Here is a 23,387-nt window from a genome sequence, read left to right as displayed (position 1 = left end):
GGAGCATAGTACAGTAGTAGACAGCAAATATAGAACATATATTATAGTAACTATGGCGTAAAGTTTTTCAACATAGACACACCACACTAGTTATAATTTCCTATAAGTTGAAAAAACTCTTAAGATTTAGCGTAATAATTACGCTTCTCTCACACCAACTAGCTGACAACCACATTAGGAGGACTATCTATGGCGCTTGTACCACTGCGGCTGCTGTTGGATCACGCAGCTGAAAACGGTTACGGCATCCCAGCTTTCAACGTTAACAATTTGGAGCAGATTCAGGCGATCCTGAAGGCTGCTGTCGAGACAGATAGCCCCGTAATTTTGCAAGCTTCACGCGGCGCTCGTAATTATGCAGGAGAAAACTTCCTCCGCCACCTGATTTTGGCAGCGGTAGAAACCTATCCTCACATTCCCATTGTCATGCACCAAGATCATGGTAATGCGCCTGCTACCTGCTACTCAGCAATTAAGAACAACTTCACCAGCGTGATGATGGATGGTTCTTTGGAAGCTGATGCTAAAACTCCTGCCAGTTTCGAGTACAACGTCAGTGTTACTCGCGAAGTCGTAAATGTAGCTCATGCTTTGGGCGTCAGCGTCGAAGGTGAACTCGGTTGTTTGGGTTCTCTAGAAACTGGTGCTGGTGAAGCTGAAGATGGTCACGGGTTTGAGGGTACACTCGACCACTCTCAACTGTTAACTGACCCTGATGAAGCTGTTGACTTCGTAGAAGCAACCCAAGTAGATGCTTTGGCTGTTGCCATTGGCACAAGCCACGGTGCTTACAAGTTTACCCGCAAGCCGACTGGGGAAATTTTGGCAATCAGCCGCATTGAAGAAATTCACCGCCGTTTGCCCAACACCCACTTGGTAATGCATGGTTCCTCCTCTGTACCGGAAGATTTGCTTGCACTGATTAACCAGTATGGTGGTGCAATTCCTGAAACCTACGGCGTACCTGTAGAAGAAATCCAAAAAGGCATCAAGAGCGGTGTACGTAAAGTAAACATTGACACCGATAACCGTTTGGCTATTACTGCTGCTGTACGTGAAGCTTTGGCTAAAAAACCAGAGGAGTTTGACCCCCGTCACTTCCTGAAGCCTTCTATTACATATATGCAGAAGGTTTGTGCTGAACGCTATCAGCAATTTGGCACAGCTGGCAACGCAAGCAAGATTAAGCAAATTTCTTTGGAAGATTTTGCTGCTAAGTATGCTAAGGGTGAACTCAACGTTATTACTAAAGCAGCTGCTAAAGTTTAATTTTGACAACAAATAAATCGGGGCACAGTGCTGCTATGCTCCTAAAAGACTGAGGATTCTTGTATTGGCATAAACCGGGTGGTTACCCGGTTTTTTGTTTTATTCCCAGGTAATGGGCATTGGGCATTGGAAAAATTCTTTCTTTGTCCTCTTTATCCCCCAGTTCCCAGTCCCATTAGAATACCCGATGCTGTAAAGAGGGCATTTGACGGCGGACTTGTTCGAGCCTAGTGGGCTTAATTTCTGCGATCGCAATTCCCGGCTTTTCTCCAGCATCGGCTAAAATTACGCCCCAAGGGTCGATAATCACCGCGTGTCCGTGGGTTAGACGGCGGGCGTAGTTATTGCCTGTTTGGGCAGGAGCAATGACGTAGGCGGTATTTTCGATGGCTCTGGCTTGTAGTAGTACTTGCCAATGGTCTTTGCCAGTAAAGGCGGTAAAGGCGGCAGGAATAAAAATAATATCAGCTCCCTTATCTGCTAGATGACGGTAAAGTTCAGGGAAGCGGACATCATAACAAATAGAAAGTCCTAAATTACCGAGTTTTTCTGAGAAATAGACGGGGGGTAGTTGCGTACCAGCTACAACCGTGCTGGATTCACGATAGGTGTTACCGTCGGGAACATCAACATCAAATAGGTGTACTTTGTAATAGCGGGCAAGTTCTTGACCGTTTGGGTCGATGAGTAGAGTGGTGTTATAAACTTTGCCTGTATTGTCTACCGGAACTGGAAAGCTGCCGCCCAAAATCGTAATTTGAAAACGTTGAGCCATTTTTTTAAGGAATTTTTCACTTTCAAGAGCGATCGCATCGCCTTGGGCGAGTTTGTCTTTTTCTTCTCCCATATAAGAAAAGTTTTCTGGCAAACCTACCAATTGAGCACCTTGACGCACGGCAAGCTCTATTAATTCTTCTGCCTGTGCCAAGTTTTTTTGTAAATCTGGCACACTGGTCAATTGAATAGCGGCGGCTAAATAAGACTTCATAGATTCAACAACGAACAGTTGATTTATGGAAGATAGATTATCAAAATATATCGCTACTTCAACATCTGTGGAACTTAATTAGAAATGTATCAGCGAAGATTTTCTTTAACAGACTTGTTTTATTGCTGATCTTAATCTTCCTTTGGGTTCTAGCAAACTGAGCAAGATTTAGATTAGGTTGTGATTAAACCCTGATCAAAGCTCTCTGCTGTGGATATTCCTATTCTCATTCAAACATTTATCGCTGTGTTTGTCCTAGCAGATGCTGTGGGCAATATACCAATTGTTTTAGTTTTGACTAAGGGCATGATGCCAGATCAAAGAAACAAAGTTATAGATAAAGCAATTATCATTGCGATCGCAGTTCTTTTGCTGTTTGCTTTTGCTGGGCAAGTAATTTTGAATTATTTGGAAATCAGTATCGGCTCTTTGCGAGTAGCAGGAGGACTATTATTACTGTTAATTGCTTTGCAAATGCTGCGGGGAGAATTAGATCAGCCGATTATTGAGGAAGGACGCGATGTTGCAATTACTCCACTAGCTTTACCACTACTAGCGGGGCCGGGAACTTTGACAACGGTGATGTTGCTGATATCAAAATCACAAAGTCCGCATATTGCTGTGGTGGTAGGTATATTAGGGGCGATGTTTGTCACTTGGTTAATTTTGCGTTTAGCAAATTTGATTGACCAGTGGATTGGTGCAGAAGGTGGAGTGATTGTAACTCAGCTTTTGGGTTTTCTGTTGGCGGCGCTAGCGGTAGAAATTGGTAGTGCGGGAATTAGGGAGTTGTTTTTGAGGTAGAAAACTCCTAAAAATATTTTGAAACTGTATACAAATGTAAACAAGTTTGAGAGACGATAAATTCGTGCCTCTCAAACTTGTTTATAAAAATTAACCTAAAGTTACAACAACATGGATAACTCAAGAGGATTTTATTGCCGATTGAGTTTCAAAGATACTTTTCGAGAGTGGAAGCTAATGTAGTTTTAGGCACAGCGCCGACCACCATATCAACTTTTTGTCCACCCTTAAAAATCATTAATGTGGGAATGCTGCGGATGCCGTACTGACTAGCAACATTAGGATTTTCATCTGTATTGACTTTTACGACCTTTATTTGACCTTTGTACTGTTCGGAGATTTCATCGACAACAGGAGCTACCATACGGCATGGTCCGCACCAGGGTGCCCAAAAGTCAACTAAAACTGGTACATCGCTGTCGAGTACTTCTTGCTTGAAACTAGAATCGGTAACTTGTGCGGCTGTTGACATGCCTAAAACCTTCGCCAATAATATCTGAACTTGGTGAAAATTCTACCATAGCAAAAACATCAGCTTGGGAGTAGAGGATGTACATTTGCTAAGAAGCTCTCTTAATTTTATTTACAAACATAAGGAACCGCCCGAACAGTAGTCCGGGCGGAGTGTGGTGTGAGGAGTGAACGGAAACATGCGTCTCCGCTATCTCTATTGTAGGCGACATATCAGATTTTTCCAGCAATTGTTTAGGGGGCTGGAAAAATTTATTCCAGAATTAGGGAGTGGGCATTGGGGATTGGGCATTAATTATTTCTTCCCTATCTCCCCCATCTCCCTCCTCTCCATGATCTCCCTACTCCCTATTCTCTTTATTTCCCCATACCTAATTGTTGAGCTTTTTGGTAAACTTTACCTTCAGTTAATAAAGAAGGCGCAATCACAACTTCCACTTGTTGCATTTCTTTAATATTTTTAGCTCCTAAGGTGCCCATGCTCGTCTTTAAGGCTCCTAAAAGATTGTGAGTGCCATCATCTAGTCCTGCTGGCCCAATGAGTATTTGCTCTAGGCTACCAGTGGTGGCAACGCGAATGCGGGTGCCACGAGGCAAGATTGGGCTGGGAGTCGCCATACCCCAATGATAACCTCGTCCTGGGGCTTCGGCGGCTCTGGCAAAGGGGGAACCAATCATCACCCCATCGGCACCGCAGGCGATGCATTTACAAATGTCGCCACCGGTGATTAAACCGCCATCAGCGATGATCGGGATATAGTTGCCAGTTTCGTTGTAGTAATCATCTCGTGCGGCAGCGCAATCAGCGATCGCAGTCGCCTGTGGCACACCCACACCCAACACGCCACGGGACGTACAAGCCGCACCAGGCCCAATTCCCACCAGTACCCCAGCCGCCCCAGCTTTCAACAAATTCAAAGTGACTTCGTAAGTCACGCAATTCCCCAACACCACGGGGATGGGCATGGAACGGCAAAATTCTGCTAAATCAAGTGGTACTAAAGACTCTGGTGACAGATGTGCAGTAGAAACTACCGTAGCCTGTACAAAAAATAAATCTGCCCCAGCTTTTGCCACCGCCTCACCGTATTTACTTGCACCGGCTGGAGTTGCACTCACTGCCGCAATGCCACCTTGTTGTTTAATTTCCTGAATACGTTGTTCAATTAATTCTGGCTTTATTGGTTCGGCATAGAGTTCTTGCATCAGGGCAACAAATTCATCTTTTCCCACAGAGGTAATCCGATCTAATATTGGCTCTGGGTCAGCATAGCGAGTTTGAATACCCTCTAAATTGAGGACACCTAATGCTCCTAACTGTGACAAACGTACAGCTAGGCGAACATCTACTACGCTATCCATCGCACTGGCAATTATCGGGATTTCTCGCTCAATATTGCCAATATGCCACTTAGTATCTGCCAAACTGGGGTCTAGTGTTCTGTTACCGGGGGCTAGAGCAATTTCATCTATTCCGTAAGCTCTGCGAGCTGTTTTTCCCCGCCCAAGTTGAATTTCCACGCTTTAACTTTTCTCAAATCTGTTTAAGCTAGGGTATCAAATTGTGGACGGAATTGGGGCGTTTTTTTTCCTTGAACGACACAGAGAAATTCGAGTTATCCAAACCGCTCCTCGAAACTTTGGTAGACGCAAAGTATTCACCAAGCAACCAAATGAGCAAAAACTGTTAATTGGTTTGCATGTTGTGTTGTTTGAACCTTAGTGTTGTGCTAGTTTTTCGACAATTGTACTTTGATGTGTCTGTTATTACTGAGTTAATCTCAAGATTATTGGCATTAGTTCTCTTAATTTGCCTGTATTGAGTTAGGTCAAAATTATGCAAATTCCCATAAATGATACTAAATTGGAATAGTTTGTATTGTTTCAAATCGATAAACCTTCTGAATCTGAAGATTTTCAATTCCAAAATCCAAAATCGTTCGACTGAGCGAAGGCAAGAGTGTCTCGTAGAGAAGCCGAAGTCCAAAATCTAAAATTGGTTTGATTTACCGTTTATTTTTAGCTGCATCCACACCAGTGTAACCAGTTGCTAACCAAAGTATTGCTCTAGCCCCATCGCGAATAGATTTTTTGATAGATTCAGGGGGTTTTTCTGAAGGAACTGGCACTGCTTTTAAATAAATACCCCGACTACCCAAAATAATTTCGCCGATGACACAAGCCCGCCGCATATGGAAGTCTGAAGTAATCAAATAAACGCTCTTGATGCCGCGAGCTTGCAAATCATCCACCAACGTAGTAAAATTAGTAACTGTATCTACGGCTTCATAGTCCAAGTGTAAACGTTTGGGATCAACACCAGCTTTGGTAAACAATCGTTGTGTAAATCTAGGTGGACTACCCCCAGTAATCCAAATTGGTATATTTGGATGCTCACGAACAAATTTTGCTGTAAACTTCTCTCGCTCTAAATGTCTCGTTGAACCACCTAACACTACAACTGCTTGCGGCTGTACAAATTGGTTTTGTACTTCTTTATATCCCCACCAGATGATTAAGGGTAGGACAAAAGCCATAAAACGAAAAGATTTACCTGTAAAGAGTAGCTTATTCAAGGCTGGATAACTTTATTTACTGAGTCCCTAATTTTCTCTGGCTATAAAAAAACGACAATTGATCTGTAGAGTAGCAAACTCCTCAAAAATCTGCCCAAATTTATATTTGAATGGTTTTCATGTTACAGCGCGATTAAGCGTGCTTGAAGTTGTTCCTCTAATTGATGGATTATCCTAACCTGTATCGGACAATCCATCAAAGGGTTGTAGCAGCTTGTTGAAAAACCCCATTTAGTGGTACATTGTATTTTTTTAACCGCCCACTGTTGCAAAACCCAGAGTTACAACTCATTCCTTGGCTGGTCGAGCATCAGCGCTCTATGGGCTTCCTTAAAGCTGTTCGTCAACGACACTGACACAACGCCGCCAGGTCTCTTGACATTCTGGGCTGATGCTTTAACTTGACACCAATTGCGAGACCCTCCAAAGTTCTAAGTGCTAGAAGTAGGCGCATAGACTTCTCTCCATCCCACAAGAAATAGTTAGATATTTTTTTACTTAGAACTCCCTAACTAAAAACAACTTTGTTAGGAGACATTACCCTTAGAAAATGAAAATATAATTAGCATCTATTCTACTCACTAGTTGCTGCTTCCAGCCAGACTTCCACATCATCTGCTAATAACTTCTGTGCAGCCTCCAGCATTGATGCTGCTATGTCTTTGAGGTCTTCGCGGTTGTTCAAGTAAGTATTCAACGCTTGCATTGGGTCGATGCTGCTACTCGCACTCAATTCCGGAATCCGGGGCCTGGCTAATTGACTCACTAATTCTGCTTGAATGGTGTAGGTATGAGCGAGACTTAAAGCAGTATGTAGAGAGGAACTCTCAATTAAATCCATCTGTTCGGAGCGAAGTTTGTAAATTAGCCGCACTACAGTATCTTGAATATCATATTTAGCGATCGCTTTCATTAATACCGCCTGGGGATCATCTGCTTTCGAGACATCCACTTCAATAGTGCAGAAAGTCCGAACTATTAAGGGACAAAATTCCCACTTAGCGCTTCCCCGCTCTAGTTCCAGCATTACATAGCCTTTATCTTCTTTTTCTTCACTAAAATCTACCCGCTCAATACTTCCTGGATAAATCACAGGCGGGTTGTTGGATTTATTTAGATTTTGATGGCGGTGGACGTGTCCCAACGCTACATAATCAAAACAAGGTCGCGTCAGCAAAGATAGAGGTAGAGTAAAGCCTTTACCCACCGCCAAAAAGCGTTCTGCGCCTAAGGTAGCATTGTCAGACATCAAGTGAGCCAGAAGGACAGTTGGCACATCGGGGTCAAGACGGCGAATTTCTCCTTCCAAGACAACTCGCAGACGTTCCGTTAACAGTTGGTTGACTTCTGCCAAAGACAAACCTTCAGTCTCTTGGCGAGTCATCAGAGTGGAACGGGTTAGCCAAGGGAGGGTAATTACTTGCACTTTGCCATTGCGGGTTTCGATGCAGTGAGTAGTTAATGTATCACCTACTACAAATCCTGGTACTCCCAAAGTCCGGTAAATATTTAAACTCGCTCCTCCCTGTCCTTGGGAATGTTGGTCGTGGTTTCCCACCAACAGCACTGTCGGAATATTACCATCCACGAGACGGCGAAACTGGCTGGCAAAAGCTTGTTGTACATAGGGCGGTGGTGTAGCATCTGGAAAAGCATCGCCACCAAATATCACCATATCAACAGCATCTGTCAGCGCTCGGTCAATACATTTAGACAGGGTATTGACAAAATCTTCCAACCGTGTATTCAATCCAGTTGCGGGATTAATTCGTCCGTGGGAGAAGCCACTTCCCATGTGGATGTCAGAGAGATGGAGGATTTTAATCATATTTGTCCTTTGTTCTTTGTCTACATATTAATGACAAATACCTGTTTTGATTAACTCCTAATAATCAAAAGCCGATGAGTAACCGCATAAATCCTGCAATTCAGCAAAAAATCAAGGATTGGTCATTAATTTCTTGGGGAAGCTTAAAGCGAACCATTAAGGCATCTTCTGGTTTCGCCAGAAAGTAAATGCTCCTGAGTTTAGTTTTTGTTACTCTCATTAACTCTGCTTTCTCTATCCGTTTATTGGTAAGATAGCCAAATACCGTTGTGTCAAATAATTCTCGAAACCCATAACGCAGAGTGCGTAGGCGTAGCCCGCCGCAGGCATCGCTCACCCCTACCATCTGCACTAATTCCACCAATGTTGGCGGATTCTCCAGACGGGAAAGCAAAATTTCCCTGGCATGATGAATACGGGCAATGGTTTGAGCCTTGAGGCGTGGAGATGGTTGCAATCCATCTTGCTGTGCCAGAATCGGAGCAAGTTGCAACGCCATTAATTCTTGGATCTTTGCCTGCAAATACTCCGCTTTGTCATCCCTTGGTAGGGACAGTTGACGATTTGCTGCGCCACTCCTTGGATAGCGGTTCTAGACACTTGATAAATAAATTCATCCGGCTCTGGGTTTTGCAGGTTGTTCATTTGCTGCTTCTGTTTCCTTGTGCTGCCGCTGTCATGGTAATAGTCATGGTCGGCGACCAATAGTCTTAATGCCAGTAATTAGCAATAATTTTACAGTCATTAGGGGAAAATGCCGTCGGAATTGGATATTTACTATTTGTGTTAGTGAGAGATACTTGATCTATTTGGCTTGTGGCGATGTCTGTTGACTCGCCCTAAAAGCATCTAGACACTACTCAGAGCGAGGGAAGCTCAGAACTCCCAAGAAATTGTACCCTGTACGGTGAACGGCTCACCCGGAAAAACACGCAGGTCATTAAGGGCAGTGTCAAAGTAGTCCACATCAAATAGATTTTTGAAGTTGAGCTGTGTGCGTAACTGTCTTCGTTTGTAGAAGATGGCAGCATCGGTTGTGAAATAGCTGGGCAATTTAAAGGTATTTGCCAAATCGCCTTGCCTGTCGCTGACAAAGAAAAAGCCCACGCCAAACCCCAACCCTTGCAAAGCACCTTTTTGAATTTCATAGGTTGTCCACAGGTTAAAGGCATTCTCCGGCGTATTGTTTAATCGGTTCCCGACGACTGTAGAGGTACGGTTGTCGTTTGTAATCTGAGCATTGGTGTAGGCATAGCCACCAAAGACTTTCCATCCCGGCAAGATTTCGCCGGACAGGCCCAGTTCAATCCCCCGGCTGCGCTGTTCGCCAATTTGGATCTGAAAGTTAAAATGATCTGGATCGTCCGTGAGAATATTGGACTTGGTCAGGTCGAAAAAGGCAAGGGTTGCCGATAGTTTGCTGCTAATATCTGCCTTGATGCCCACTTCATACTGAGTACCACGTTGGGGTTGAAACAGATTGCCAAAAAAATCCACTCCACTGTTTGGGGTAAAGGAGCGGCTGTAACTGGCATACAGTGAAATCGGCTCTATGGGCTGATAGACGATGCCAAAACGAGGAGTGAAGGCATCACTCGAATCGCTGCTTTCTGTGTTGGCTAACTTATCTCTACTTGTGGAGCTGGAGGTGTCAAACCGTCCACCTAGCAGCAACTTCAGATTATTAGTCAAGTTGACCTGATCCTGAACATAAACACCTAGTGTATCGGTCGAACCGGAATACTTATATTTATCAGTGACAGGACCAAACGGCTGACCATACACCGGATTAAACAGGTTGAGGGATGGCGCAGTGCCATAACCACCGCTCGATTCAATGGTGTCGGTTCGACTTAGATCGACTCCGAATAGTAATTGATGCTGAACCGAGCCAGTAGAGAATTTACCAATCACATCTGTTGTCAAGTTATAAGAATTGGAATACTCTTTTTGGTCCAAAATACCAATACGATCCAGGGTTCGCTTGTCGTCCTCAAGACCGACAGGAAAGGCAACTTTATCAAAACCGTATCGACTGAACCCTGCATTGAAGGCGTTTCGGAATGACCAGTTGTCGCTCAACTTATGTTCCAGCCTGTATCCTACTCTACCCGTCCTCCCTTCTTCATTATTGTCAGGTTCACCAATGTAGCGATTAAGCGGTATTTTACCATTGGGGTTGGGAAGGACAGTACCAAAGGCGGGTAAACCCCGTGGGTTAGCTTCAGTTTTTAAGTCAGTGTAATCTGCCTCTAGAGTCAAGTTGGTTTTTTCACTAATGTCCCAACGCAGGACAGGCGCAATAAAAAACACTTTCTTGTTGAAAAAATCAGTGGTTCCGTCTCTATCTAGGTAAGACGTATTTAGTCGATATAATACTGTCTTTGAGTTATTCAGTGGTCCAGACAGATCCACAGCACTCCGGTACAAGTCATCACTGCCAACAGTTGCTTCAATTGCATAAAAAGGGTCGCGCAGAGGCTGTTTGGTAATGATATTTAGCGTCCCACCTGGACTACCCTGACCAAACAGAACTGAAGCTGGACCTTTGAGCAATTCAATTCGCTCAATATTCGATACTTCAAGCGAATTAGCCGCAAATCCAGTTGGCAACCCATTCCTGATCGCATTGCCATCAAACCCTCGAGTCTTAAATTGGACATCTACAGTACCAGTATTGGCACCACCGGCACCGCTCAGAGTCAAACCAGTGATGTTTTTGAGCGCCTCAGCAGTATTGGTAACATTTTGATCCCGCAGAACCTCTTGAGGAATTACCTGAATCGATTGGGGAATGTCACGCAGGGGCATATCGGTTCTAGTGCCGGCGGAAGCATTGGGTACGCGATACCCATCTTGCTCCCCTGTTACTACCAACTCAATTGGTTCATCATTCTCTGCCGATGGTTGTTCTGGCTGAGTTTGGTTTGGTGGCTGTTGAGGTTCCGGCTGTTGTGAAGGTGGTTGTTGCCCAAGTTGCCCAGAAGCTGCCGTACTCGCAACACCAAAAACCAAACCTTCCTTCGGGCTATCATACAACTCCACAACTGGCAAACCCGCCTCACCCGTTACTGTCAGCCGGATAGTATTGGCATCAAAGTTAGTGGTAGTTACAGTAGTGATTCCCTGCACTGGTTGCTGTTGGCTAAATTTGTTACCTGATGGTAGAAACAATTGAGCATTTTTAATCTCTGCAATAAAGTTATTACCTTGACTCTTGATATCTATTTGCAGTTTTTCCGATGCAGTTGTTTCTAAAATTACCTCAATTCCTTTATTTGTGGTGTTCACCTTAACTTGAGTGATTTTCACCACTAAATCATTGTCTGTATTTTGAGATAACAAGTTTTTTGCAGTGGTTGAGAGAGGTTGTGAATCAGCGACTGTAGGTATTTCAGTGATGATTTGACTCCCTTTTGATTTAGCCAAGGCTGCTTGAGTCAGTAATAGGGGGGCGAAAATCCCAATCCCTAGATTAAAAATAAAAAATCGCCAAAGTCGTTGCAAGATATTGCTCCTCACAGAAATTTAGTCCAAATTTTTATTAAAAATGATTTGCAACTATTGTAAGGAGATTACACATTTATAGCACAACAAATCTAGGCCATAGAGGACAAAAATTAGGCCATAAAGGACGAGTTTTAACTGGTCGCGGCAAGAGCGTAGTATTAATTTTTACTCCCCTTAATCCCCCCTTCTAAAGGCGGGAAACCGAAAATCTAGTTCCCTCCCCAATATATCGGGGAGGGTTAGGGTGAGGTAAAACCTACCCTTAAACCCAGATGTGTAAATTATTCTAGACTTGTGTGTACACCGTAGTCTTGTAGGAGAGTGAGATTCATCGCACTGACGTTAATTTTTTCACTCTTATTCCTAATCCTTAGTCCCTTTTACATGATCATTCCATAACAATCTTGCCTACTCGACAAGCACTAGGGGTAATGCCAAACTTGCGCTTAAAAGCGTTTCTAAAATGACCTAGATGTGAGTAACCAACCACATTTGCCACTTCTTCCACATTCATTTTGCCCTCTTGTAAAAACTGCTTTGCTTGTTCCAAACGGTAATCCCGCAAACAGGCAAATGCAGTTGTGCCAAAAATCTCACGAAAGCCAAGCTTGAGCTTCATATGATGTAGCCCGACTTGTTGTGCTAAGTCAATCAGTGAAGGTGGCTGGATCTGATTTTGAATTAAAATTTCCTTAGCCTGGTAAATCCTTTCTACATCAACAGGCTTGAGACTAGTAACTGGATACTGTCCCTGTTCCGTTTCGATAAACTGAGTCAATTGCCACGATAGAAGTTCGATGACTTTGCTTTCTAAATACATCCGCTTCATCATCCCTTGATGGGGAGAATGCAAAATCTGCTGTAAGGCTAGATGCATTTGGTAGGTGATTTGACCAACTTGACGATGGAATAAAGGCAGAGTGTCAGATTCTAGCAGTGCTTGTAATGGGTTGGGTAGAACTTCTGAACCTGTAGAAAATGACCTGAAGAAATCGAAGTTGAAAAGAATTAGAATTGTCAGTTCTGTACCTACTGCCACTTCGTCAATTTGTTTAATATCTGACAAATAAAATAAATAGTTTTTACCTGTTTGATGTATATAATCAGCTTTGAAGGATTTATCTCGATTTCTAGAAATCAGTATCCTACTACTTCCTGCCAGGTGAAACCTTGCTACAAGCCATTGATGAGTATCAAACGAGCTTTCTACACTTAAGTCTCTGAGCCATGTGCCATCATACAGCAGCAGATGGACTCCGTGTCGCAGTTGAACTTCTCGATAACTGCCTGTAACATAGCGATCGCTATATTTGACAATGCGATCATAACCTTCAGTGTTGTAGGCAACTTCATAACCCTTGCGGTTTTCAAGATGCTGTTGATGGTATTGTGCTGATGTAATTGTCTCCATAGCCTTTGACTGCTCAACCACAAGTATCTTTAGTATCTTGCAGAATGGCGACTTTGTTTTTAGTCAAAGCAGCGATCGCTTACTCCTAACATTTGAGCCAATTCCACCAATGTTGGCGGATTCTCCAGACGCGAAAGCAAAATTTCCTTAGCTTTCAACTTCTGTTCCCTTCTTCCGGTGCTGTAATGGTAAAAGTCATAGTAGATGGTAGTGATTAATTAAACCAAAATTTATTGAGATTAATTATTGTTTGTTTCTTGACCCCACACAAGCTAGATTCCTAACAACTCAATACTTCTCGGAAGAGACAAAGGAATTGAGGATGCGATCGCGCACCTGCGTGTCCAAGGACTCAGCATAATCGTCCCCCTCTTCATCCCATCACCCTTCTGCCCTAACTTGCCCAAAAACTCCCACCAAATTCTTGAGAGTCTACTTCAATAGCCGTTGTTATTGCAACGCCGAACCAAATAGAGTCTGTAACCAGGAGAATATTCAATATTTGCCTTAACACCATTTGCCACCCCTACACTTATTCTCTACCTCCCATTAACTCTCAATAAACCAGCAAATAACTGCTAGTTACTGAAAGTTTAATCATCCAATTGAGAATAAACTTACAGTAAGTAGGTAACCTATTGCAAACAATTATCAGTTTTTTACAAGGAAAGTTGACAGAAAACAGGTTTTTGTCCTTATGACTAACCGATAAAAGCTAATTGTGATCACAACACAGTAGCAAGTTAACAGGAGCTTTCTCAAATCTCCTTGCTATGCTTGTCAAACTACAACCAGCAGTACATTCGCTGTCTCCTGCAATCTTTCACCCCAACAACTGCTTGGCTTGGGTTACTCCTGCCGTCCCGTAGCTGATGAATTGCCTGGTGCAGCCTATCAGTGAGCATTACATACATCTGCGATCGTCAAGGGAGCAATGCCAGCTATCTGCATCTGTTACGAATGGCACGCTTGAAAAGCCGAAACACTTATGATTTAAGCAGTTTGTAATTGCTTGCCTAAATTTGTTTTGTAACAGTGTTATCTAACCGCAGAGGCGCAGAGTAAGCACAGAAGGGGAGAGTTAGGGAAAATTCTTCTTTTCTTCTATTCCCCACTCTCCACTGCCTACTCCCTACTTCCCCTTAAATATGAATTCCACATTCTGTTTTTTCACTTCCCCGCCAGCGTCCGGCGCGTTCGTCTTCGCCTTCACCTACTTTGGTGGTGATGGGTTCGTCGCCTATGCTGGGGTAACCTTTGTCGTGTAGAGGGTTGTAGATGACTCCGTGTTCAGCCACGTAAACCCAGCTGTCTTGGCGTGTCCAAGTGGCTATGGGATTTACTTTCAGCCGACCTTTATTATCTAATTCAAATATGGGCATATTCGCACGGGTGACTGCTTGGTCACGGCGGCGTCCGGTGATCCAAGCGACGCTGTTGAGTTCGTCTAGACCCCGTAGCAGTGGTTCAATTTTTGTAATGTGGTGGAATTGGGCAATATCCTTGTCCCAGAGTTTTTCGCCGTGTTTGGCTTCAAAGGCTTCGCGGGTGTCTAGGTCTGGAGTTTTGTAAGTTTGCAGATCCAGATTGTAGACTTGTTTGGCTTTGGCAACTAATTCTAGGCTTTGGGGGAAGTGGTGCAAGGTGTCGAGAAAGATCACAGGAACGGGATGCTTAAGTTCACTGTAAAGAATATGAGTAATTATCATGTCATCCACGTTAAAGGCGCTCGTTTGTACCAGTCCCGTTGGGATATTCTCTATAGACCATGCCAGTATTTCTTTGGGAATGGCAGTTTCAAATTGCTCATTTAATTTGTCTAAGTCAAAAGCGATCGTTTGGTTTCTAGATGCCGTGGAAGCTGTCATGATAATTTTCTGATCAAATATTTTTACCTTGATTAAGATTTATTTTACCCTATAAAGACGCCTATTCCGCTCGGAGATTAGGTAATTATTATGTTCGGAAATTACTACATTGTGGGACCGGGGAAGCTGGGGGAGATGAAAAATATCGATGTAACCAATGCTAAGTAAAAATTATTACATAACTAAAAAACATAGTGTTTACTAAGAAACTTTACGTAAATTTAAGTTTTACAATGCTTTTATAGATATTTATACTGAGTTTGATATGGTTAAGTAACTATTAACAAAAGGGATTTTACTTAAATGAACAATTCCAAATTCCCCAATCTATTAGGCGAATCTATAATTATGGGCGCTTTAATGATGTTGACCAGCGTTAGTATTATTACAATAATGAACTTTTTCTAAGATAAAGATTTCTAATTTTAGCAATAAGACTTCACATAGTCCTGCTCAAAAGTGAGCAGGGCTTTTACTTTTCTGATCCACATATATCAGTATATATTAAGCCTTTTGTGTGACTTAGAGTAGACAATAATCTTGAAGCCGTGTTTTTACGTAGTTTTGCAATCAGAGAATTTAAATGAAAAAATAGGGATGCGATGGCTACGCCCGCCGCAGGCATCGCTATTTACTCTACCCCTAGTGACCGACTGGCGCTTTCGCTCCTGCACCGCCTTTACCCAGGAATAGTAACAGGGGTAATGAGCAAAGGAACGCTACGCCTACGACTCGAAAGCAATCTGCGTAAGATAAAACAGCAGCTTGAGTATCTACTGTTTGACTCAGTAAAGCTAGTGCTTGTTGTTGAGCAGTTGTCGCATCCATGCCTTGACTTTGGAGTGCCCCGTTGAGTGCATCGAGGCGCTGATTGGTTTCTAAGTCATAAGGACTAAGTTTTGCTAACAGGATGGCTCGATGAAAAGTCTCTCGTCGGTCAAGCAGAGTGGTGAGTAGAGCAATGCCGATGCTACCACCTAGTTGTCGGGTGAGGTTGTAGAAACCAGACCCAGCAGAAACATCTCGTTTGGGTAGGGGGCCTAAAACTGCCAAACTCAAAGGGAGAAACATCAACACAGTAAAAGCCCCACGCCATACTAATGGCCAAAATAAATCATCTGTGCCGGTTTGTGGGGTAATTGTTGCTAGTTGAAACATAACTCCAGATGATCCGACAGCGCCCATTGCAATTAAAAATCGGGCATCAATTTTACTAGACAGTTTGCCTAATAAAATCATAACGATCGCAGACGCTAAAGCCCCAGGTGCTAACAATAGTCCTGTCTGTGTTGCCGTAAATTGCAGCACGCTCTGAGCAAATATCGGCACAGCAAAGAGTGTGCCATAAAGCCCCATACCCACCACTGCTGAGAGAACGCTTCCCGCAGCTAAAGAACGGTGACGCAAAACTCTTAAATCCACAGCAGGATGATCTGTTTTCAGTTCTCGCCAAATAAACAACCCCAAGCCGATAATACTAGCGATCGCCAACGTGGTGATGAAACTGGAGGAAAACCAGTCGTCTTCCTCTCCTTGCTCTAACAAAGTTTGCATACAGCCAACAGCGATGACCAAAAACCCAATCCCGAACCAATCGACGGCTTGGCTTTGTGTCTGGCTCTTGTCTTTGTCTTTGAGCAAAAATACAAAGGACATCACTACTGCAATGATCCCGAAGGGAATATTAACAAAGAAAATCCATCGCCAGCCCAAACCATCTACCAAGAATCCCCCTAAAGTGGGGCCAATTGCTGGACCAGAAATTACACCTACCCCAAAAACTGCCTGGGCCAGACCTTGTTCAGCAGGTGGAAAAGTCTCGAACAAAATCGCTTGTGCTTTAGCTAGCAATCCGCCACCACATAAACCTTGAAGAATTCGAGAAAAAACCAGCATCGGTAGATTAAATGCCAACCCGCATAAAACCGAGGCAAGGGTAAAGCCAATTAAGGAGAAGATAAAGTAGGTTTTGCGCCCAAAGTAATCTCCCAGCCATGCAGATAAGGGAATTAAGACGACATTGGCGATCGCATATCCAGTCACTACCCAACCTACTTCACTGACAGTTGCACCAAGGCTAGCTTGGATGTCAGTCAGGGCAACGTTAACAATACTGGTATCAATCACTTCTAAGATTGCACCAATGGAAGCCGTGAAAGCGATCGCCCACTTCAATGGCCCCTGGACATAACCAAATTGGTCAAAAGTCGCACCTTTAATGTTAGTAGCCATTGTTACATCAATAATATTTGGGGGATGTCAAAGTAATTGATAATACTCGTCTTTGGCGAGAAGCAAGCTACGTAATTCGTAATTGCAAGACGCTCTCTACGAGACGCTGCGCGTAGCTTGCTTCTCCGCAGGAGTACGCGGACTCGCTCTAAGCGTTGGCGCAGCCTCTCGTAGAAAAGCTATGCCGTTGGCGCAGCCTCTCGTAGAGAAGGCTTTACGCTGCGCTATCAGTGCTTGCTCTGTACACTCCACTACGAAAGTTGACCACCAAATCAGAGATTTTGGTGGGGCTTATATCCTCTTAATTACGAATTAGTAATTATTTGGTTAAAGCGATACCTGGGTTAGGCTACGCCTACGCCAAAGCTAAAATTAAACAATACATGTATGTATACGCTACGGTAGCGTATCATATTAAAACGGTCAAGAGACTTGAATAAAAAGCAGCAGAAATACCTATACTAAAGATGGATGGTTACTCCTGCTGTCTTCGTGTAAAAGAACTGGGTTATAGGGCTTATTTGTTTCCCATAGGCGATGTTCTATGCCCAAAGGTAGAAGCAAATTGCCAAGAAGATATTGCTTGGGGATGATATTTTTATGAGTAAGCAAATCAACAGCCTCTCTGGACGCCCACGCAGCATTCACGCTGACCAGGCTATTCTGCAAGCAACCTTAGACTTGCTTGCAGAGGTAGGATATGAAAGCATGAGTATAGAAGCGATCGCTTCCCGTGCTGGAGTTGGTAAAACAACCATCTATCGGCGTTACACTTCCAAAGAAGAACTAGTTGCAGACGCTATAGAAAGTCTAAGAGATGATTTAGCGATCCCCGATACTGGCAGCTTTTGGGGAGACATGGATATCTTAATCAATAATGCCGCCAAAAAAATACATAGTCCCCTTGGTCGTCAGACACTCGCCCTGATCATTAGTACAGCATCTAACAATCCTCAGTTTGCAGAGGTCTATTGGACAAAATATACGAAACTCCGACGTGAAGCCTTTTCTAAAGTACTTGAGCGTGCCAAGTCTAGAGGCGAAATTCACAAGGATGCAGACGTAGACTTAATTATCGATCTTGTGAGCGGGTCGCTATATTATGCACTGATTTTCAAACCCACAACCGAGCCAGTAGAAGTATACATGCGCCGCACGATGAATCTCCTCTTGAAAGGCATTGGTACTAGTTAAAAGGGCATGGGGCAAACAGGGCATTAGGCATGGAGGAAGAATTCTTATAACTTCTAACTCCCAACTCCTAACCGGAGGCGGAGCGTCTCCGGCTCCGCTCCTAACTCCCCATTCCCCTTTACAGATTTGAAACTTGTTGCCAAAATAACTTTTCATGAACGGTCGTAAATGAGATGATGGAGTAATTAGAGAAAAAGGTAAAGAATTGTTATTTTTCTCCTTCCGCTTCTGGTTGCAGAATGGCATCACAGTATTGAATGAGAGTTGTCAAGCGATCGCTAATCGTTTGAAGTCTCGTTTGTGCAGTAGATGCCTGCCGCGCTCCTTGCAAAAACATCACATCTATTTCCAACAGGCGCAATTGCTTGCTCATCTCCGTTTGATAAGACTGCACTCGCGAGTCTTCTCCTTGCGGGGAGGCTTCTCTACGAGAGGCTTCTCTACGAGAGGCTTCTCTACGAGAGGCTTCGCCAACGCCAACGCCAACGTCAACATCAGCCAAAGGCACAATCTGCTGCCCAAAAAATTGCTGCAAAGAGGTTACACGCTGCCGCAGTTCGGGTGCGACAATTTGGGTAGTGGTGGCATCAGAGCGTAATTGCTCTAATAAGGTTATGAGTGCCTGATATTTTTCACGGTTTAAAGACATTCGGTGCTAGTTAAGATACTATTAATGTCAAGTAATTTTTCTTATACAATAAACTTTCTTAAGCGCTTATCAGCACTGAAAGCCTCAAATCGTAATTTGAGGCTTTGTTTGCCATCAATGGATTTTCTTTCTTTATGATCCTTGAAATTCAAACTGGATGATTAGCAGACGCTCCCGCCTCGCTCTAAGAGTAACCCTACTCTTAAGCAAGCTACGCGTAGCGTCTCTAAGAGTTGCCATGCCGCAGGCTTTACGCTGTGCTATCGGCAATTGGAGAATCATCCTGACACTGCTTTTTCGATCAACAGCATCTTTTCACGGCGATGCTACTAGTTTTATTTATCATTCACTTATCTACCGGTCCTCGCTAAAACTAATTCTATGAGCAGCATAGCGATAAATTCATCAGTTGATCTTGCCATTCCAGAATGGTTAAAAAAATGTTTGAAGGAGTCATCGACAACTAGCAGTGAAGCCGCAGATGACCGAAGGCATAATGATGCAGTCTTAATTGGTCGAGCATTTGAATTTGCTTACCAACTGCATGAAGGTCAATACCGCAAATCTGGAGAACCATACATTGCTCATCCCATCGCTGTAGCCGACTTGCTGCATGACTTGGGAGGTAGTGCTGCTATGAAAGCAGCTGGATTTCTCCATGATGTTGTTGAAGATACAGAAGTTACAAGTCAAGAAATAGAAGAACGCTTTGGCCCAGAAGTGCGGCAATTGGTCGAAGGTGTCACCAAGCTTTCTAAAATCAATTTCACAAGCAAAACCGAAAGCCAAGCGGAAAACTTTCGGCGGATGTTTTTGGCAATGGCGCAAGATATTCGGGTGATTGTGGTGAAATTGGCAGATCGTTTGCATAATATGCGAACTTTACAATACATGTCAGAAGCCAGCCGCCGCCGCAGTGCCCAAGAAACGCGAGATATCTTTGCACCCTTAGCCAATCGCTTGGGGATTTGGCGGATTAAATGGGAACTGGAAGATTTGGCTTTTAAATATTTAGAACCGGAAGCTTTTCGCCAAATGCAGGAGTACGTTTCCGAAAAACGGACGGCGCGAGAAGAGAAATTGACAAAATCTACAGAGATTTTGTGGGAACGTTTGCAGCAAGCCGGAATTGACTGCCAGGAAATCAGTGGTCGTCCCAAGCACCTTTATGGCATTTACCAAAAAATGCAACGGCAGCAAAAGGAATTTCATGAAATTTACGATTTAGCAGCGCTGCGAATTATTGTTCAAACAAATGAGGAATGCTATCGGGCATTGGCAATGGTTCATGATGCCTTTCGCCCAATTCCTGGAAGATTTAAAGACTATATTGGACTGCCAAAGCCTAACCGTTACCAATCGTTGCATACTGGAGTGATTGGACTAACTGGTCGGCCTTTAGAGGTGCAAATTCGGACAATCGAAATGCATCATATCGCTGAGTATGGAATTGCCGCTCATTGGAAGTACAAAGAAACAGGAGGTTCTAGTATTAGCCATTTGACAGCCACAGATGATAAGTTTACTTGGCTGCGGCAGCTGTTGGAATGGCAAACTGATCTCAAGGATGCACAAGAATATCTTGATAGCATCAAAGATAATTTATTTGAAGATGATGTCTATGTCTTCACCCCTAAGGGGGATGTTGTTCCTTTAAGTCCAGGTTCTAGCACTGTAGATTTTGCTTATCGTATTCATACGGAAGTGGGAAACCACTGTGCAGGGGCGCGGGTGAATGGGCGAATGGTAACTCTGTCAACGCGGCTGCAAAATGGCGATATTGTAGAGGTTATCACCCAAAAGAACAGTCATCCGAGCTTGGATTGGTTAAACTTTGTCAGGACTTCGGCGGCGAAATATCGGATAAAACAATGGTATAAGCGATCGCGCCGCGAAGAAAATGTCGCCCGCGGACGGGAATTGTTAGAAAAGGAACTTGGTAAAACTGGTTTTGATAGTCTGCTGAAGTCGGATGCAATGGAGACTGTCGCTGAAAAGTGTAATTACCATAGCGTGGAAGATTTACTTGCCGGTTTGGGCTACGGTGAAGTTACGTTGAACCTAGTACTAAATCGCTGGCGAGAAGTGGCGAAGGGACAACAACCAGTTTCCACTGTGTCCCCATTTGTCCCCAAAGAATCAACTACATCAAAAGCTTTGCGAGATGCACCTGCAACTACCTCCCGCTCTACAGATTCGCCAATTGTTGGGGTAGAAGGGTTGGTGTATTATTTAGCTGGGTGTTGTACCCCGATTCCTGGCGAACCGATTATTGGTGTGGTGACGCGAGGTAGGGGGATTTCGATTCATCGCCAAGGCTGTCATAATCTGGAGACTGTGGAGTATGAGCGCTTAGTACCAGTTAGATGGAACCCAGCCGCCGAAAATAGTGGTCGTCCGCACACTTATCCAGTAGATGTTCAAATTGAAGCCCTTGACCGCGTAGGGGTGCTAAAGGATATTTTGTCACGTTTGAGTGACCAAGGGATCAATGTCCGCCATGCTCAGGTGAAAACTGCTACTGGTCAACCTGCATTGATGGACTTAGGAATAGATATACGCGATCGCTCTCAACTAGAGCAAGTGTTTGTCCAAATCAAGAAAATGAGCGACATTTTGAATATCCGCCGCGTTGGTCAAATTGACGAGTAGGTGTCCTAATTGCTAGGTGCGTTAACGCAGTGTAACGCACCAGTTGAAGTTGTAATTTTACTCTTAAGTTTTGAATTTTGAATTGCAGCAAAGCGGTTCTACCTGGGCGATGCCTTCTAATGGCAAAATCACCGTAAATGTAGACCCTTTTCCCAACTGTGAATCTACTTTAATTTCACCATGCATTAACTCAACTAATCGAGATACTATTGCTAAACCTAATCCTGTACCATCAGAATTTTGCACTTTTGGAGCAGTTAGTTCACGAAAATAGGGATTGAAGATTTGTGGTTGAGCATCCGGGGAAATACCAATACCACTATCAGTAACGGAGATAGCCCACTGCTGTTGAGATTGATATCAAGTTCGCAACTGACGGAAGATGGAGGTTAGTGAAAAGATAGCTGATTGCTGAACTAATCAGTTTAGCTTAGTCACTTGATTGCAATTTCAATGCGATTAGCTTATTTGATCATAGAAGTAAGAGCGATCGCTTCACAAAATAGTTTGTGTTACAGACATAATACGGCAATTCAACACTATTAAAATTGTGATTGTATTTATATAGATATCTTTTGCAGAGAGGCGATTAATCGTGTCTCTTAGTTTTTACGGACATCCCAAAACAACTTGGATTTTTATTCGTTAGATATTCTGAGGCTCTCTAGGTGATACAGCAGCTAAATTGGGCAAGTTATAAAATTATGAAAATTTGATAAAGTATGTCCAAACTTCTGGTTAGTCAATATCACACAGAAGTAGAAAGAATTATTCAATATGGCGGTTCACGTAAAGAAACATCGATTCGGGTTGCATTTCAAAACTTAGTCAATGAATATTGCAAACCTAGAAGGTGTACCCAAAATTGCTTGGGAATATCGCCTTGGCAATCGTTGTGCTTTAGAATGGATTTTAGATCAATACAAAGAAAAGAGATCTAAAGACCATACAATTGCTAAAAAATTCAATACCTACCGATTTGCAGATTACAAAGAATAGGTAATAGATTTACTACAAAGAGTCTGCACAGTTAGTGTAGAGACGATGCAGATTATTCAACAGATTCAGGTGTAATCGATTCGCTATTTTTCGGCAACAGACTAATCAATGTGCGTAAAGCTTGATTGACAGCTTCTGCATTAAAAAAATGATCACATACATGAGGATCAAGCATCACTGCCCCATCTTCAAGAGTAAAGTAACGCTGGACTGCTATAAAAGCAGATTTTGGTGACTGGGTAAATAATCCAGAGAACTTGGATATTAGTAGCGAATTTGATGCTTGTGTCTCATCCTTGGCAATTCACCATCTCCAAGATGAGATGAAATTGAAGCTATTTGAGCGAATTGCTGCTAGCCTCACTCAAGACGGCTGTTTTTGGAATGCAGACCCGACTTTACCAGAATCTACCAGCCTTAGCAAAAGTTTACAAGGATGCACGAGAGGAATGGGCAGTTGAACAGGGAATTAATTTCACAGAGATTCGCGCTAAACATGGCACCAGCAGTACTCAAGGTTACTCCAGTCAAGACCAGGTAGGGAGCTAGCTTAGATACTCATTTACAAATGTTGAGCAAAGCTGGATTTAAGACAGTTGCAGTACCTTGGAAATATTATGGTCTGGCGGTGTTTGGTGGCTGGTTGTGAAAATTTTAGGTTTTGGATGCCTAAATTTGGGATTCGCCTGTCTCTAATGGGTATTTATAGGATTAACAGCTTGATAGTAACAAAACAGCAATAAATAAGATTATTTCCCATGATAAGAATTAATATATAAACGCATTGGGTCTTTAAAGGAGGTCTTGCTAACTCACGCAAGGATTTTGGCTAAAACTTGCGGTAATTAAAATTACCTTGTGTTTTTATGCAATATTTCCACATCAGAAGTACCCGTGAGGGTACTATCAATCCTCCATAGATCTATCCAAAAATAC

General features: G+C 43.3%; 18 protein-coding genes and 1 pseudogene. 6 read left to right on the top strand and 13 right to left on the bottom strand.

The annotated features are described in order from the left end of the window. The first annotated feature begins 189 nt into the window (after positions 1-189). Positions 190-1,269, top strand: a complete 1,080-nt coding sequence (fba, locus tag V7K85_RS25960; protein ID WP_229500223.1) for a class II fructose-bisphosphate aldolase — start codon at positions 190-192, stop codon at positions 1,267-1,269. A 175-nt stretch (positions 1,270-1,444) separates the two neighbouring features. Here the strand turns inward: fba and V7K85_RS25955 are convergent, their stop codons facing one another. After that, on the bottom strand, positions 1,445-2,257 hold the full coding sequence (locus tag V7K85_RS25955) for a carbon-nitrogen hydrolase family protein (RefSeq protein ID WP_334817928.1): 813 nt from the start codon (positions 2,255-2,257) through the stop codon (positions 1,445-1,447). A gap of 210 nt (positions 2,258-2,467) precedes the next feature. Between V7K85_RS25955 and V7K85_RS25950 the strand changes: the two genes are divergently transcribed. Next, positions 2,468-3,061 carry a MarC family protein gene (locus V7K85_RS25950; protein ID WP_334817926.1) on the top strand — a complete coding sequence of 198 codons (594 nt, stop codon included), beginning with the start codon at positions 2,468-2,470 and terminating at the stop codon, positions 3,059-3,061. A 148-nt stretch (positions 3,062-3,209) separates the two neighbouring features. Here the strand turns inward: V7K85_RS25950 and trxA are convergent, their stop codons facing one another. From trxA to V7K85_RS25900, 10 genes are all read right to left on the bottom strand, one after another. Next, the gene (gene trxA, locus V7K85_RS25945) at positions 3,210-3,533 is read right to left on the bottom strand and encodes a thioredoxin (protein ID WP_069070846.1); all 324 of its coding nucleotides are present in this window, start codon (positions 3,531-3,533) and stop codon (positions 3,210-3,212) included. Between the two features lie 356 nt (positions 3,534-3,889). Further along, the gene (locus V7K85_RS25940) at positions 3,890-5,053 is read right to left on the bottom strand and encodes a GuaB3 family IMP dehydrogenase-related protein (RefSeq protein WP_334817923.1); all 1,164 of its coding nucleotides are present in this window, start codon (positions 5,051-5,053) and stop codon (positions 3,890-3,892) included. 485 nt (positions 5,054-5,538) lie between these two features. Further along, entirely contained in the window at positions 5,539-6,069 is a 531-nt protein-coding gene (locus V7K85_RS25935; protein ID WP_334817921.1) for a YdcF family protein, read from the bottom strand. 613 nt (positions 6,070-6,682) lie between these two features. Next, on the bottom strand, positions 6,683-7,936 hold the full coding sequence (locus V7K85_RS25930) for an exonuclease SbcCD subunit D (RefSeq protein WP_334817919.1): 1,254 nt from the start codon (positions 7,934-7,936) through the stop codon (positions 6,683-6,685). A gap of 100 nt (positions 7,937-8,036) precedes the next feature. After that, the gene (locus V7K85_RS25925) at positions 8,037-8,459 is read right to left on the bottom strand and encodes a hypothetical protein (protein WP_442940625.1); all 423 of its coding nucleotides are present in this window, start codon (positions 8,457-8,459) and stop codon (positions 8,037-8,039) included. Further along, entirely contained in the window at positions 8,435-8,581 is a 147-nt protein-coding gene (locus tag V7K85_RS36680; protein WP_442940624.1) for a hypothetical protein, read from the bottom strand. Before V7K85_RS36680 ends, V7K85_RS25925 begins: the two co-directional genes overlap by 25 nt. Before the next feature lie 231 nt (positions 8,582-8,812). Beyond that, positions 8,813-11,458 carry a TonB-dependent siderophore receptor gene (locus V7K85_RS25920; RefSeq protein WP_334817917.1) on the bottom strand — a complete coding sequence of 882 codons (2,646 nt, stop codon included), beginning with the start codon at positions 11,456-11,458 and terminating at the stop codon, positions 8,813-8,815. 376 nt (positions 11,459-11,834) lie between these two features. Continuing rightward, positions 11,835-12,857 carry a helix-turn-helix domain-containing protein gene (locus V7K85_RS25915; RefSeq protein ID WP_334817915.1) on the bottom strand — a complete coding sequence of 341 codons (1,023 nt, stop codon included), beginning with the start codon at positions 12,855-12,857 and terminating at the stop codon, positions 11,835-11,837. A gap of 1,142 nt (positions 12,858-13,999) precedes the next feature. Continuing rightward, a complete protein-coding gene (cysH, locus tag V7K85_RS25905; RefSeq protein WP_334817913.1) occupies positions 14,000-14,725 on the bottom strand; it encodes a phosphoadenosine phosphosulfate reductase in 726 nt (241 codons plus the stop codon). A gap of 642 nt (positions 14,726-15,367) precedes the next feature. Then, positions 15,368-16,957, bottom strand: coding sequence for a DHA2 family efflux MFS transporter permease subunit (locus V7K85_RS25900; RefSeq protein ID WP_334817911.1), 1,590 nt, complete (start codon positions 16,955-16,957; stop codon positions 15,368-15,370). A 600-nt stretch (positions 16,958-17,557) separates the two neighbouring features. Here V7K85_RS25900 and V7K85_RS25895 point away from each other — a divergent pair. Next, on the top strand, positions 17,558-18,151 hold the full coding sequence (locus tag V7K85_RS25895) for a TetR/AcrR family transcriptional regulator (protein WP_334817909.1): 594 nt from the start codon (positions 17,558-17,560) through the stop codon (positions 18,149-18,151). Positions 18,152-18,359: 208 nt separating this feature from the next. Here the strand turns inward: V7K85_RS25895 and patD are convergent, their stop codons facing one another. Beyond that, positions 18,360-18,800 carry a heterocyst frequency control protein PatD gene (gene patD, locus V7K85_RS25890; RefSeq protein ID WP_334817907.1) on the bottom strand — a complete coding sequence of 147 codons (441 nt, stop codon included), beginning with the start codon at positions 18,798-18,800 and terminating at the stop codon, positions 18,360-18,362. A 381-nt stretch (positions 18,801-19,181) separates the two neighbouring features. Here patD and V7K85_RS25885 point away from each other — a divergent pair, with 381 nt between their 5' ends. Beyond that, the gene (locus V7K85_RS25885) at positions 19,182-21,452 is read left to right on the top strand and encodes a RelA/SpoT family protein (protein WP_334817905.1); all 2,271 of its coding nucleotides are present in this window, start codon (positions 19,182-19,184) and stop codon (positions 21,450-21,452) included. Between the two features lie 63 nt (positions 21,453-21,515). Here the strand turns inward: V7K85_RS25885 and V7K85_RS25880 are convergent, their stop codons facing one another. Continuing rightward, entirely contained in the window at positions 21,516-21,788 is a 273-nt protein-coding gene (locus V7K85_RS25880) for a sensor histidine kinase (protein WP_334818090.1), read from the bottom strand. A gap of 495 nt (positions 21,789-22,283) precedes the next feature. On the opposite strand from V7K85_RS25880, the gene V7K85_RS25875 reads away from it, so the two are divergent. Then, entirely contained in the window at positions 22,284-22,451 is a 168-nt protein-coding gene (locus V7K85_RS25875) for a type ISP restriction/modification enzyme (RefSeq protein WP_334817903.1), read from the top strand. 203 nt (positions 22,452-22,654) lie between these two features. Then, positions 22,655-23,100 (top strand): annotated as a pseudogene (locus V7K85_RS25870) (class I SAM-dependent methyltransferase); the annotation flags it as partial. Positions 23,101-23,387 lie beyond the last annotated feature (287 nt).

This window comes from Nostoc sp. (genome assembly GCF_036917615.1).
Classification (GTDB): Bacteria; Cyanobacteriota; Cyanobacteriia; order Cyanobacteriales; family Nostocaceae; genus Nostoc.
Note: the sequence above shows the minus strand (reverse complement) of the source record. Positions and strands in the feature narration are given on the sequence as shown.

Coding starts and splice junctions, on each gene's coding strand:
- fba (WP_229500223.1), top strand. CDS start 190: ATGGCGCTTGTACCACTGCGGCTGCTGTTGGATCACGCAGCTGAAAAC.
- V7K85_RS25955 (WP_334817928.1), bottom strand. CDS start 2,257: ATGAAGTCTTATTTAGCCGCCGCTATTCAATTGACCAGTGTGCCAGAT.
- trxA (WP_069070846.1), bottom strand. CDS start 3,533: ATGTCAACAGCCGCACAAGTTACCGATTCTAGTTTCAAGCAAGAAGTA.
- V7K85_RS25935 (WP_334817921.1), bottom strand. CDS start 6,069: ATGGCTTTTGTCCTACCCTTAATCATCTGGTGGGGATATAAAGAAGTA.
- V7K85_RS25930 (WP_334817919.1), bottom strand. CDS start 7,936: ATGATTAAAATCCTCCATCTCTCTGACATCCACATGGGAAGTGGCTTC.
- V7K85_RS36680 (WP_442940624.1), bottom strand. CDS start 8,581: ATGAACAACCTGCAAAACCCAGAGCCGGATGAATTTATTTATCAAGTG.
- V7K85_RS25915 (WP_334817915.1), bottom strand. CDS start 12,857: ATGGAGACAATTACATCAGCACAATACCATCAACAGCATCTTGAAAAC.
- cysH (WP_334817913.1), bottom strand. CDS start 14,725: ATGACAGCTTCCACGGCATCTAGAAACCAAACGATCGCTTTTGACTTA.
- V7K85_RS25900 (WP_334817911.1), bottom strand. CDS start 16,957: ATGGCTACTAACATTAAAGGTGCGACTTTTGACCAATTTGGTTATGTC.
- V7K85_RS25895 (WP_334817909.1), top strand. CDS start 17,558: ATGAGTAAGCAAATCAACAGCCTCTCTGGACGCCCACGCAGCATTCAC.
- patD (WP_334817907.1), bottom strand. CDS start 18,800: ATGTCTTTAAACCGTGAAAAATATCAGGCACTCATAACCTTATTAGAG.
- V7K85_RS25885 (WP_334817905.1), top strand. CDS start 19,182: ATGAGCAGCATAGCGATAAATTCATCAGTTGATCTTGCCATTCCAGAA.
- V7K85_RS25875 (WP_334817903.1), top strand. CDS start 22,284: ATGAATATTGCAAACCTAGAAGGTGTACCCAAAATTGCTTGGGAATAT.